General features: G+C 59.2%; 11 protein-coding genes. 7 read left to right on the top strand and 4 right to left on the bottom strand.

Annotated elements, in window-relative coordinates; translation table 11 throughout:
• The first annotated feature begins 207 nt into the window (after nt 1-207).
• The 3 genes from rpsD (at nt 208) to GLP52_RS00335 (ending at nt 3,000) form a co-directional block, all read left to right on the top strand.
• Nucleotides 208-828, top strand: a complete 621-nt coding sequence (rpsD, locus tag GLP52_RS00325) for a 30S ribosomal protein S4 (RefSeq protein ID WP_093731879.1) — start codon at nt 208-210, stop codon at nt 826-828.
• A gap of 167 nt (nt 829-995) precedes the next feature.
• Nucleotides 996-2,078 (top strand): histidinol-phosphate transaminase, encoded by a 1,083-nt coding sequence (gene hisC / locus GLP52_RS00330; RefSeq protein ID WP_093731880.1) that lies wholly within the window; start codon nt 996-998, stop codon nt 2,076-2,078.
• A 1-nt stretch (nt 2,079) separates the two neighbouring features.
• Nucleotides 2,080-3,000: a prephenate/arogenate dehydrogenase family protein gene (locus tag GLP52_RS00335; protein ID WP_093731881.1), complete on the top strand. Its 921-nt coding sequence runs from the start codon at nt 2,080-2,082 to the stop codon at nt 2,998-3,000.
• Nucleotides 3,001-3,033: 33 nt separating this feature from the next.
• Here GLP52_RS00335 and GLP52_RS00340 read toward each other — a convergent pair whose 3' ends face one another.
• Nucleotides 3,034-4,056 carry a DUF2125 domain-containing protein gene (locus GLP52_RS00340; RefSeq protein WP_093731882.1) on the bottom strand — a complete coding sequence of 341 codons (1,023 nt, stop codon included), beginning with the start codon at nt 4,054-4,056 and terminating at the stop codon, nt 3,034-3,036.
• Between the two features lie 70 nt (nt 4,057-4,126).
• Here GLP52_RS00340 and GLP52_RS00345 point away from each other — a divergent pair, with 70 nt between their 5' ends.
• The 3 genes from GLP52_RS00345 to GLP52_RS00355 all read left to right on the top strand — a co-directional run bounded on the left by GLP52_RS00345 (nt 4,127) and on the right by GLP52_RS00355 (nt 7,685).
• Nucleotides 4,127-4,657: a gamma-glutamylcyclotransferase gene (locus GLP52_RS00345; RefSeq protein ID WP_093731883.1), complete on the top strand. Its 531-nt coding sequence runs from the start codon at nt 4,127-4,129 to the stop codon at nt 4,655-4,657.
• 74 nt (nt 4,658-4,731) lie between these two features.
• A complete protein-coding gene (locus GLP52_RS00350; RefSeq protein ID WP_237271297.1) occupies nt 4,732-5,934 on the top strand; it encodes a biopolymer transporter ExbB in 1,203 nt (400 codons plus the stop codon).
• Between the two features lie 2 nt (nt 5,935-5,936).
• Nucleotides 5,937-7,685, top strand: coding sequence for a peptidoglycan -binding protein (locus GLP52_RS00355; RefSeq protein ID WP_237271298.1), 1,749 nt, complete (start codon nt 5,937-5,939; stop codon nt 7,683-7,685).
• A 2-nt stretch (nt 7,686-7,687) separates the two neighbouring features.
• Here the strand turns inward: GLP52_RS00355 and GLP52_RS00360 are convergent, their stop codons facing one another.
• From GLP52_RS00360 to gloB, 3 genes are all read right to left on the bottom strand, one after another.
• Entirely contained in the window at nt 7,688-8,656 is a 969-nt protein-coding gene (locus GLP52_RS00360) for a M23 family metallopeptidase (RefSeq protein WP_237271299.1), read from the bottom strand.
• Nucleotides 8,653-10,974, bottom strand: coding sequence for an ATP-dependent Clp protease ATP-binding subunit ClpA (gene clpA, locus GLP52_RS00365; RefSeq protein WP_237271300.1), 2,322 nt, complete (start codon nt 10,972-10,974; stop codon nt 8,653-8,655). The genes GLP52_RS00360 and clpA overlap by 4 nt, the downstream gene beginning before the upstream one ends.
• Before the next feature lie 175 nt (nt 10,975-11,149).
• Nucleotides 11,150-11,917: a hydroxyacylglutathione hydrolase gene (gene gloB, locus GLP52_RS00370; protein ID WP_237271301.1), complete on the bottom strand. Its 768-nt coding sequence runs from the start codon at nt 11,915-11,917 to the stop codon at nt 11,150-11,152.
• Nucleotides 11,918-12,068: 151 nt separating this feature from the next.
• Between gloB and GLP52_RS00375 the strand changes: the two genes are divergently transcribed.
• Nucleotides 12,069-12,815, top strand: a complete 747-nt coding sequence (locus GLP52_RS00375; RefSeq protein WP_093731889.1) for a methyltransferase domain-containing protein — start codon at nt 12,069-12,071, stop codon at nt 12,813-12,815.
• The last annotated feature ends 268 nt before the right edge of the window (nt 12,816-13,083 follow it).

Here is a 13,083-nt window from a genome sequence, read left to right on the forward strand (position 1 = left end):
CGCAATGGGGGGCTGCGGAAGTATGTGTCTTGATTTGTAGCAAATTGACCCGAGTTCCATCATTGACTCCGCGCCGCAGCGCCGTATAAGCGCCGCTTGATTGGTGTTGGTGGACCCCGCAAGGGGAACCCTGTCAGGCTTCGGCCAAAGGACAACGCCCTTTACCGCCCGCCGCAATTCTGCAGGGCCTCAAAAAGGAGAACAGCCGTGACTAAGCGTACAGCTGCCAAGCACAAAATTGACCGCCGTATGGGCGAAAACATCTGGGGCCGCCCAAAGTCCCCAGTGAACCGTCGTGAATACGGCCCCGGCCAGCATGGTCAGCGCCGCAAGGGCAAACTGTCCGACTTTGGTATTCAGCTGCGCGCAAAGCAGAAGCTGAAAGGCTACTACGGCGATCTGACCGAGAAGCAATTCCGCCGCATCTATGGTGAAGCTGAGCGTGTAAAAGGCGACACAGGTGAAAACTTGATCGGTCTGCTGGAACGTCGCCTGGACGCCGTTGTCTACCGTGCGAAGTTCGTAGCGACCGTTTTTGCTGCGCGCCAGTTCGTAAACCACGGCCACGTCAAAGTGAACGGCAAGAAGGTTAACATTCCTTCCTACCGCGTCAAAGAAGGCGACGTGATCGAAGTGCGTGATCGTTCCAAGCAAATGGTTGCGCTGCTCGAAGCCACTCAGCTGGCAGAGCGTGACGTGCCTGACTACATCGAAGCAGATCACTCCAAGATGACAGCGACTTTCGTGCGCACCCCCGCTTTGGGCGACGTGCCATACCCTGTCATGATGGAACCGAACCTCGTGGTCGAATTCTACGCGAAGAACTAAGGTTCCTCGCATATCAATGCCGAAGGGGCCCCGCTGGAAAGACCGGCGTGGCCCTTTTTGCGTTTGGTGCTGCGACTTTAGCGTTGGGCAAAGTGACGCCGAGACAAGATCGTAGTGGCGTTGGTCCCGGTGCGTGTTTATGGTCCGCCGGACAGGAGATATGACACATGACAACCGCTATTCGCCCGCAACCCGGCATTATGGACATCGCGCTGTATCAAGGCGGGGCGTCTCATGTGGCAGGGCTTGAAAATGTGATCAAGCTGAGCTCGAACGAGAACCCGCTTGGCCCGTCCGACGTCGCCATCAAAGCGTTCCGGGATGCGTCATATGACCTGCATCGGTACCCGTCATCCGATCACGCAGCACTGCGTCAAGCCATTGCGCAGGTGCACGGGCTCGACGCCGATCGCATCATTTGTGGGGCCGGTTCGGACGAGATTATTGCATTTCTGTGCCAAGCGTTTTCGGGCGAGGGCACCGAGGTGCTGCACACGGTGCACGGCTTTGGCATGTACCGGATTTCCGCGCTGGCCAATGGGGCGACCCCGGTCGAGGTGCCCGAAAATGAACGGGTGACGGATGTGGACGCATTGCTCGCGGGCTGCACCGACAAGACACGGTTGGTGTTTATCGCGAACCCGAATAACCCCACAGGCACAATGATCGGGCTAAGTGAAATTGAACGGCTGGCCGCGGGTATCCCCGAAAAAGCCATTCTGGTTCTGGACGGGGCCTATGCTGAATATGTCGAAGGATATGACGGCGGGGCTGCTTTGGTCGACAGCCACGATAATATTGTGATGACGCGAACCTTCTCAAAGCTGTATGGCTTGGGTGGCTTGCGCATCGGCTGGGGCTATGCGCCGGCCCATGTCATTGACGTCCTTAACCGAGTGCGGGGGCCGTTTAACCTGTCGCAAGCCGCGTTGAACGCGGCAACGGCGGCGATCAAGGACACAGGGTATGCTGCTCATTGCCGCAGCGAAAATGCGAAATGGCGCACCTGGATGGCTGATGCCTTAGCCGAAATTGGCGTTCCATCGGATGTGTCCTGCGCGAATTTTATTCTCGCGCGGTTCAAGTCGCAGGCCGAGGCCGAGGCTTGTGATGAACACCTCAAGACCCAAGGCTTGATCGTGCGGCGCGTTGCCGGATACCAGCTGCCCAATTGCCTGCGCATTACCGTGGGCGATGAAAGCGCATGCCGCCGCGTGGTTCATGCGATCCGACAGTTTAAAGGCGACTAATATGCCCGTAATTTATGAAAAAGTAGCGTTAATCGGGTTGGGCTTGATCGCCTCTTCGATGTTCTGGGCGATGAAACGCGGCGGGCTTGCGGGCCATGTGTCGGGCTTTGCGCGCAGTGCGGACACCCGCGACACCGCACGCGAAATTGGCCTGTGCGACGAGGTCTGCGATTCCATTGCGAAAACCGTGAAAGATGCGGATCTGGTGGTTCTTTGTGTGCCCGTGGGCGTCATGGGCTCGGTTGCTGCGGAAATGGCCGGATATCTGAAGCCGGGCTGCACGGTCACGGATGTGGGATCGGTCAAGGCGGATGTGATCGCACAGGTTGGCCCGCTCCTGCCCGAGGGCGTCCATTTTATTCCAGCGCATCCGTTGGCGGGGACCGAACATTCCGGCCCACGCAGCGGTTTCGCAGAACTGTTCGACAACCGCTGGTGCCTGCTGGTGCCCGTGCCCGACACCAACGCCAATGCGATTTCACGGTTGCGAAACCTATGGGACGGCATGGGGGCCAACGTCGAGGAAATGGACGCGGAGCATCACGATCTGGTGCTTGCGGTGACCAGCCATGCCCCGCACCTGATCGCCTATACGATGGTCGGGGTGGCAGATGATCTGCGCCGCGTGACCGACAGCGAAGTCATCAAATACTCGGCCGCCGGCTTTCGTGACTTCACCCGTATCGCTGCCAGCGATCCGACCATGTGGCGGGATGTTTTCCTGACCAACAAGGACGCCACACTCGAGATACTGGGTCGCTTCACCGAAGAACTTTTTGCGTTGCAGCGGGCGATCCGCATGGGTGACGGTGATCATCTTCATGATTATTTTACCCGCACCCGTGCCATCCGCCGTGGAATTATCGAGGCGGGTCAGGACACGGATGCGCCGAACTTCGGGCGCCAACCGGGCAACAAATAATCCAGGCGGCGGGGTTTGTGGCGCTGTCTCGCCTCAGCGCAAGATAATCTTGGGTGCGCGTCCTAAGGGGATGAACCCCATCGACATTTTCCCGTCCTTCACGCTGATGTCCAGATCCAGCCCATTCGTGTTGCCAGACATTTGAGCCAGCCCCTTGAGCATTTGTTCCGCTTGGGGGCGAAAGTTGGGCGGGATAAAACCGGCGTTTTCCGCCATGGTCAGCATCATTGGCCAATCTTGCGCTTGTACCGACAGCGTCCCTGTCGCCAGACCGTCCTCGGCAACGGCCATCGTCCCTTTTAGCGTCAGCGCCACATCCCCCCATGCCAGTTCCGCATGTCGCAGGTCGATGACGCGCGGCTGTGGGCGGGTCCGGCCAAGCGCGCTGCGGTCCCACAGGCGGTCGAAGGTGATGGTCGCCTTGGCCGTCACCGTTTCAAAGGCATCCGTCCAGTCGTCAGGCAGGCCGAACATATTGCGCAGCGCGGTGCTTGGGGTAACGCTCTGCGCATCAAAGGCTAGGTCATAGATGGGTTGACCTACGGTCTGCTGAACGGCGCTGACGTTCAGGCCGCGCCCTTCGACGGGGCCTGTTGCCGGCAGATCAAGCAACCAGGCGCCACCGTCCAACGTTAGCCGGTCCAGTTGGCCAGAAACGCTTGGCCGCAGGCGCAAATCGGTGGTGACGTCCTCTGCGGTCAGCATGGCACGCAGTTTGGGGCCGGACAGACCGAGTTCAACGTAGGGGGTGGACACCGTCATATAGCCCGGCCAATAGGCGGGGGTGGAGATATCGATACGCTTGGCAGCGACAGCGCTGGCGATGCCCCGCTGCGCACTTGCGGCAGGCGGTGTCAGGGACACATCGGTCAGGCGGGTCTGTAGCCGCACCGGGAAGCCTTGTTTGTTCATTTCGCCCACGTCAGCCTGCCATCCGGCTGCACGTCGTGTTTCGATCAGTTTGGCGATGCCCCTTTGCAGCCCCGAAGACGCAGCGAACCACCATCCGCACCAAACCGCCGCTAGGACGACAATAATCAACACGAGCTTGCCCATTTTTCTTAAAACCTTATTAACGCCTGCGATAGCGCAGCTTTAAACAAGCCAACGATAAAGGACCAGAGACATGGCGATGTGGGTGTTCGGTTACGGCAGCTTATTGTGGAAACCGGGGTTTGACGTGGCGGAAAGCGTGATCGGGCGGTTGCCCGGGTACGCGCGGTCGTTCTGCATGCGGTCGATCCACCATCGCGGATCGGTTGACCGTCCGGGGCTGGTGCTGGCGCTGGATGCCGATACAGGCACGGCCTGCGATGGTATGGCGCTGCGTGTTGCGCCGGGGACCGAAGATGCCACGTTAACCTATTTGCGCGAACGCGAGCTGGTGTCATCGGCCTATGTTGAAAAGACGCTTGAGGTACAGCTAGAGGATGGCCGCACCGTCGAGGCATTGGTCTATGTGATCGACGCCGCCCACGAGCAATATTGCGGCGGCTTGCCGCTGGAGGAGCAGGCGCAGATCATCTCGGGCGCGGTAGGCGGGATGGGGCCGAATACCGAATATCTGTTTAACACGGCATCCCATTTGACCCAGATCGGGCTGCATGATCCGTCGCTTGCATGGCTTCATGACCGTGTGAAGTCTCTTGGCGCATAAACCCGTGGCATAACAGTCGGGATTAAGTGTAGGCTGCGGCGATAGAAGCACAAAAGTGTCGGGAGCCACGAGGCATGGCGCAGTCAGACCGCGAATCCAAACCACAGTTTTCCCAGCCGGTGCGGCAGATCACGCTGATGCTGATCGCCCTTGCGCTCACCGGCATCGGGGCTTTTCTGGCGCTGCCAAGCGTTTTGCCTATTTTTGCAGCAAATCCCTATCTGAATGGCGTGATTATCGCCGTCTTCTTTATCGGCGTTATCGCCTGTTTTTATCAGGTGTTGCAGCTGATCGGCTCTGTCAGGTGGATTGAAAACTTTGCCTCAAACGAGCCGAATGCAGATGCCGTAGCACCGCAGCTTTTGGCCCCGCTTGCATCGTTGTTGCGCACACGCGGCGCGCGCATGCAGGTGAACGCAACCTCGACCCGCTCTATTCTGGATTCCGTGGCAACCCGCATCGACGAAGCACGCGAGATTACACGTTATATCGTCAACATGCTGATTTTTCTCGGTCTTTTGGGTACTTTCTATGGGCTTGCCACGACTGTTCCGGCAGTTGTGGAAACGATCCGCAGCCTCGCGCCCCAAGAAGGCGACGGCAGCACCGATATGTTCGCGCGGCTGATGACCGGACTGGAATCGCAGCTTGGCGGCATGGGTGTGGCCTTTGGGTCCTCCCTTTTGGGGCTGGCGGGGTCGCTGGTTGTCGGTCTGCTTGAACTCTTTGCAGGCCATGGCCAGAACCGCTTTTATCAGGAGTTGGAGGACTGGCTCAGCTCGATCACCCGTGTTGGCTTTTCCTCGGGCGAGGACGGCGCGTCGGATCAGGTTGCTGTGGCCGGCGTGCTGGATCATATGGCAGAACAAATGGACAGCCTGCGCCAGCTGATCGGACAATCCACCGAGAGCCAGACTGTGCTCAACCGCGAGATCGGCGCGCTTGCCACCACGATGGAGGAGCTGTCGGCACGGGCCGCCCAAACCGATACAGCGGCGGAAAGTCTGGACCGGATCGCCAAGGGGCAAGAACGCATGGTCGCCGTACTTGAAGGGCAGGGCGACCATGAACGGGCGGATGCGGAAAGCCGGATGCGCCTGCGGTCGATCGATGTACAGATGCTGCGTATCCTCGAGGAAATATCTGCGGGGCGGCAGGAAACCATGGCTGAATTGCGCAAGGATATTTCGTTGCTGGCCAAGGCGCTTTCCGCGCCACGCGGTGCTGAACCCCGCCGTTTGCGCACCCCTGACCGTTCCGACACCGAGGAAAGCTGAGGATGGCGCTTTCCCGACGTACAGGGTCACGCTTTCAGGGTTCGATCTGGCCCGGGTTCGTGGATGCGATGACCGGCCTGTTGCTGGTTTTGATGTTCGTACTGACCATCTTCATGGTGTTGCAAGCCGTGCAGACACAACGCATCAATGGGCAGGAAAGCGAACTGAATTCTCTGTCGGGTGAAGTCGCTGCATTGGCCCAAGCACTTGGAATGGAACGACAAAATGCTGCAGATCTTGAAACCCAATTGGGGTCGCTCACCACGTCGCTGACGGCGGCACGTGATAAGGCGGCAGAACAGGCGGCGATGATTGCGTCGTTGTCGGCTACACGCGATGCCCAAGCCGTGCAGTTGAACGCCGCCGAGGCCAAGATAACCGGTTTCGAGACACAGGTCGCTAACTTGTTGTCCCAACGTGATGCAGCCGTCGCGCGTGGTGAAACGCTCGAGGCACGTCAGAAAGAATTGTTGAGCGCGCAAGACGCGTTGAACCTCGCGTTGACGCAGGCCCGATCCGAAACAGATGCACAGGCTGAAGCTGCGCGGCTTGCGGCGGCCCGTCGCGATGCTTTGACAGCGCTTGTCGATGACCTGCGCGCCAAGAACCAAGAAACCCAGGCCGCATTGCAAAGTGCTACCGACGCAAATGCCGCAGCGCTTTCAGACGCCGAAGCTGCCCGTCTGGCCGAAGCCGCCGCGGCAGAGCAATTGCGTGAAAAGCTGCAAAACGCGGATGCAGAGCTGACAGCGATGACTTTGGCGCTTGAGACTCAGCGCCAAGAGGCAGAGGATACGCTGACCTTGCTGGCTGCCGCACGTGCCGCCAAGGAAACCCTGGACGCTGAGCTTGCTGCCGCCCTTACAGAGACAGAAACCCTTGAGGCCGCGCAGGCAGACCGTGCCGCGCTGCGTGCCAAGCTGGCCGACGCGCTTGCCGCAAAGTTGGCGGCAGAAAGCCGGGCCGAGGACACGCGTTCGGACGCTGAAAAACGAGCAGCCTTGCTGAATGCGGCGCGGTCCGAGCTGGCGCAGGAGGAGGCCGCCACCGCTGCGGCACAGCGTCAGACAGAGCTATTGAACCAGCAGGTTGCAGCGCTGCGTGGCCAACTGGGGGAACTCCAGTCTTTACTGGATGATGCCGTCGCACGGGATGCCGTGAAAGAAGTGCAACTGCAATCGCTTGGCTCCGATCTGAACACCGCGCTCGCGCGCGTCGCCGCCGAAGAACGTCGCCGCGCCGAGCTAGAGGCGGCAGAGCGTGCGCGGCTTGAGGCGGAGACCAAGAACCTTGAACAATACCGCTCCGAGTTCTTCGGGCGGTTGAGAGAGCTTTTAGGGAATCAAGAGGGGGTTCGCATCGAGGGTGACCGGTTTGTCTTCTCTTCCGAAGTGCTGTTCCCACCCGGTGCCGCGACGCTTTCAGCCGAGGGCCGAAAAGAAATTGCCAAAGTCGCCGGTATTTTACGCAATATTGCGGCCGACATTCCGCCTGAAATCGACTGGGTCATTCGCGTTGACGGGCATACGGATAACCAGCCTTTGTCGGGCCTGGGTGCCTTCGCCGACAATTGGGAGCTGAGCCAAGCGCGGGCCTTGTCAGTGGTTAAGTATATGATCAGCTTCCTCGGTATCGCGCCAGAGCGCCTGGCGGCAAATGGATTTGGACAGTACCAACCAGTTGCCAACGGGAACACGGAAACCGCCCGCGCCCAGAACCGCAGGATCGAATTGAAGCTGACCGAAAAGTAACGCTATCTTATTTCAATGTCGGTGCTGCGCTGGCTGATAATCTGCAAGCCGCGGATCATGGTCACCGTGCCGGTATAGGTGCCCGCGGGCCAATCCACGCGGCCGCGTTTGCCGATCGCGCGAAAGGCCTGCGCCTGGGTTTTCGTCAGTGTCACATCATCAGAGATCACCATGCCGTCAGGGCCGGTGATCGACAGGTTGATAATATCATCGGCCCGCGTGCCGAACATATGACCCCAGATCACCAGCGCATCGGCCTCCACCGACAAAGAGGGCGCTGCGGCGTCGCCATGCTTGATCGCGTTATAGGCGGGCACCGCCTCCGAGAAACCGATGCTGATCAATCCGCCCCCGCGATATTCAGGGCGCAGTGACCATAGGCTGCTGTCACCTGGCGTGTCGCAGGTGACGGTGCCGTCTGGATCAAAGGGGTCGATGACCGCTCCGTCTTGACGCACGGACAGATGAACGTGGGGGAAAGCGGCCTTGCCCGACTGCCCGACAAAGCCAAGTGTTTCTCCCAATGCGACTTCTTGTCCCGTCTTAACGCTGATCGAGCCCTGTTTCAGGTGGCAATACTGCGTTTCCCAGCCGTTCCCGTGGTCGAGCACGACGCCATTGCCGCATTCTTTGCCGTCGATATCGTCGGCCGTCGCGCTGCTGTAGCCGCTGTCGGCCATACCGTCGCGCATACCGCTGACGCGGCCCGCGGCACTTGCAAGCACGGGGATATTGTCGTTGATGCGCGCACGGTCGGGGAGCGCGAAGTCGGTGCCCTTGTGACCGTCATAGCTAAGCGCGCCGCAGGTGAAATCCATCGCATCGGATGACGGGTCGCTATCGACATACTGTTGGATATAGCAGTCTTTTTCGAGGTCACATTCAAGGGGTGGGGAAATAAGAAAACCCTCTGCCAGCACGGGGCTGGCAAAGGGCAGGGCAAGCGCAAATACGGCGCTGCGTGGTATCATTCAGCTGTCAGCAACGGTGGCTTGTTGCCCGTCAATTTAGGGTTTTCCGAGCTGAGGATCGTCAGATCCAGTTCGCCCTTCTTGACGTTGATCTTGACCACGCCGCCTTTGGCAAGCTTGCCGAACAACAGTTCTTCGGCGAGGGGCTTTTTGATGTGCTCTTGAATAACACGGCCAAGAGGTCGCGCACCCATCCGAGCGTCATAGCCTTTTTCACCCAGCCATTCGGCGGCTTTTGTCGACAATTCGATGGTCACGTTGCGGTCCATCAGTTGCGCTTCGAGCTGCAGCACAAACTTTTCGACCACGCGCAGGATCACTTCTTTCGGCAGCGGCGCAAAGCTGATCACTGCATCAAGACGGTTGCGGAATTCGGGCGTGAATGTCCGTTCAATCGCTGCGGTGTCTTCGCCGGTGCGGCGGTCACGACCAAAGCCGATCGCCTCTTTCGCTTGCTCAGACGCGCCTGCGTTCGAGGTCATGATCAGCACGACATTACGGAAGTCCACCGTGCGGCCGTTATGATCAGTCAGCTTGCCGTGGTCCATCACCTGCAACAGAATGTTGTAGACGTCCGGGTGCGCTTTCTCCATCTCGTCGAGCAGCAGAACACAGTGTGGATGCTGGTCTACGCCGTCGGTCAGCATGCCGCCTTGGTCAAACCCGACATAGCCGGGAGGGGCACCGATCAGACGGGAAACAGCGTGCTTCTCCATATACTCAGACATGTCAAAGCGCAGCAATTCCACACCAAGCGTATCCGCCAGCTGTTTCGCCACCTCGGTCTTACCCACACCTGTCGGCCCTGCGAACAGGTAGTTGCCGATGGGTTTTTCAGGTTCACGCAAACCGGCACGGGCCAGTTTGATCGCCGAGGACAGCGCCTCGATCGCTTTGTCCTGACCAAAGACCACACGTTTCAGCGATGCCTCGAGATCCTTGAGCACAATCACGTCATCCTTGGACACGTTCTTGGGCGGGATGCGCGCGATCTTGGCTACCACGGCTTCGACTTCTTTGGTGCCGATGGTCTTGCGCCGTTTCGAGGCCGCCAGCAGATGCTGCGCCGCGCCCGCCTCATCAATCACGTCGATCGCAGAATCCGGCAGTTTGCGGTCGTTGATATAGCGATGTGCCAATTCAACCGAGGTGCGGATCGCGTCAGATGTATATTTGACCGAGTGGTGATCCTCGAAATACGGTTTGATCCCGCGCAGAATTTTCACCGCATCTTCGACCGAAGGCTCGTTCACGTCGATCTTTTGGAAACGACGCGCAAGGGCACGGTCTTTTTCGAAATGCTGGCGGAACTCCTTGTAGGTGGTCGACCCCATGGTGCGCAGTTTGCCGCCCGCAAGCGCGGGTTTGAGCAGGTTGGACGCATCCATGGCCCCACCGGAAGTTGCACCGGCACCGATGACGGTGTGAATTTCGTCGATGAACAACACGGCGTCTTTGTGGGCTTCCAGCTCGGTCACGACGGCCTTGAGGCGCTCTTCGAAATCGCCGCGGTAGCGGGTGCCGGCCAGCAACGCGCCCATATCGAGCGAATAGATCGTGGTGTTGGCGAGTACTTCGGGTGTTTCACCGGCGACGATTTTGCGCGCGAGCCCTTCTGCGATAGCGGTTTTACCGACACCGGGATCACCCACCAGCAGCGGGTTGTTCTTACGCCGGCGGCACAGCACCTGAATGCAACGTTCCACCTCGTCCGAGCGGCCGATCAGCGGATCGACATCACCCTCGCGGGATTTGGCATTCAGATCGACAGTATACTTCGCCAGCGCGGATTCTTTTTTGTCACCGTCTGTGACGCCTTGGGCATCTTCCTCGTGGTCGGGGGCACCCGAAACAGAGCGTGGTTCGCCAAAAGCAGGGTCCTTGGCGACGCCATGCGCGATATAGTTCACCGCATCATAACGCGTCATGTCCTGCTCTTGCAGGAAATAGGCCGCGTTGCTTTCGCGTTCGGCAAAGATGGCGACCAGCACATTGGCACCCGTCACCTCGGTCCGGCCCGACGATTGCACGTGGATCGCCGCGCGTTGGATCACCCGCTGGAAGGCTGCCGTGGGTACCGCTTCGGAACCGTCAACGTCGGTGACCAGATTATTCAGGTCTTCATCAACGAATTCGACCAGCGTCTCGCGCAGTTCGGTCATATCGACAGAGCAGGCTTTCATCACCTGCACGGCGTCGGGTTCGTCGATCAGGGCCAGTAAAAGATGCTCAAGCGTGGCGAATTCGTGCTTGCGAGCATTCGCAAGCGCCAACGCCGAGTGGATAGCTTGTTCTAGGGTAGACGAGAATGAAGGCACAGGCGTGCTCCTTTTCGATCTGTGTCGGAAGGGGCGTCAGAAACAAGACGCGCCACAACCAAGCATGGCCTCATAGTATTAGAGTTTGGTTGATCACGGCGCAGCTTCAAGGTTTTTCTGCAATATCGTTGTCACATTTATCGTGAACGTCGATTTTTAACCATGATTGCGGCGGTCAGAAACGGTCTTTGCGCGCGCGAATTTCGGCAAACACATCGGTGTCGGTGGCGTTGACCATCCCCAGTTGCGCGCGAATGCCCGGATCGGACGGGCGCAAAAACGGGTTGGTTTCAAGTTCCGTTGAAAGCGTCGAGGGAACTGTCGGCACGCCATCTGCACGGGCCTGATCGATCTCTCTTGTACGAGATATAAGCGCCGCGTTTTCGGGATCAACCGTCAGGGCAAATTTTGCGTTCGACTGGGTGTATTCGTGGCCCGAACATACGGTAGTGTCGGCTGGCAGTTGCATCAGCTTTTGCAGGCTGTCCCACATCTGCGCCGGTGTTCCTTCGAACAGGCGGCCACAGCCAAGCGCCATCAGACTGTCAGCAGTAAAGACGCATTTGGCGGCGGGCACGTGAAAAGCGATATGACCGACGGTATGACCCGACACGTCGATCACATCGACAGTATGGTCACCAAAGGTGAAGGACTGCCCGTCGTCATAAGCGGCATCCAGCGGCGGCAAACGGTGTTCATCAACTTTGGCCCCAATCACGCGGGCGGGGTGGTCGGCAGTCAGCTCGGGCACGCCTTGAATGTGGTCCGGGTGATGATGGGTCAGCCAGATTTCTGTCAGCGTCCAGCCCAGCTCGTCCAATTTGGCGGCAATCGGCGCGGCTTCGGGCACGTCGATCAGGGCGACCTTGCCGCTGGTCTGGTCACGCAGCAAGAAGGCATAGTTGTCGGACAGGCAGGGGATGGTCACAAGATCAAAGGACATGGCAGCGGCTCCGGTCGGGGTTTCGGGATGCGGATCACCACGCTAGCGCGGGCAGGGCGGTGCTGCAAACGGGTTTCGCGCAGTCCACTCTTTTGCGGCGCGTGGCTTTGGTCTAGGGTCGGGGCGATCCACCCAACAAGGCCCCTTGCCCATGCACCTTGATGTCCAAGACCTGCGCAACTTTTACTATCGCAGTGCCCTTGGCCGCGCGGCGCAACACTCCTTGCGCACGCGCATGCTTGAACTTTGGCCCGAGGCCAAGGGCCAGACCGTCGTGGGTTTCGGTTTTGCCGCCCCCTTGCTGCGCCCCTATCTGGCGGATGCGCGGCGGGTGATGACCTTGATGCCGGGGCCGCAAGGGGTGATGCCGTGGCCCGCCGGGATGCCTAATACTTCTGTCCTGACCGAGGAAACGCTGTGGCCGATTGAGACCGGCCATGTTGACCGGCTGGTGCTGATGCACGGGCTTGAGACCTCGGACCGGCAGGGTGATCTGCTTGAGGAATGCTGGCGCGTGTTGGGGCCGGGGGGCAGGGCGCTGTTCATCGTTCCTAACCGCGCTGGCTTTTGGGCCCGCAGTGATATTACGCCGTTTGGCTATGGGCGACCCTATTCGCTGGGGCAGTTGGAAACGCAGCTTCGAAAACACCAGTTTTTACCGGAACGCCAGTTGGGCGCGCTTTATTTGATGCCCTCGACGCGGCGCGCCTTTCGCCGCTCTGGCCCGCTGTTTGAAAAGGTTGGTCGGCACATGCCGACGATCATGGCAGGCGGTGCCTTTATGGTCGAGGTGACCAAGCTTGTGTATCCGCCCAAGGGCAAGGTCGCGCGGACGCCTGCGCGCCGGTCTATCCGCGTTCTTGAGGGGGTCGGCGCGGTAACGCCCGCAATGGTCTAAGCGTTGCTGTCGCAGCCGATGTGACCACCGCGCCACGGTGGCAAGAATCGTTATCTTGCCCGAGAAAGCCGGATGTCCATTGATTTTTAGGCAGGTCGATCAGGTCAAAGCGTCGCAGCGGTGCTTTACGTTAAGAATAAGGGGCGCTTTCGTGAGGCAAGCACACTATACTGTGTTGCGGGATGCGGGTCCGTCTGCTACATCCGCCCTGATTTAGACGTCTTGGGTAATTTCAAGTCGCGCCAACACCCCGGTGACGCGATGTATT

Origin of the sequence: Sulfitobacter sp. M22, assembly GCF_021736025.1 — a bacterium.
GTDB lineage: Bacteria > Pseudomonadota > Alphaproteobacteria > Rhodobacterales > Rhodobacteraceae > Sulfitobacter > Sulfitobacter litoralis.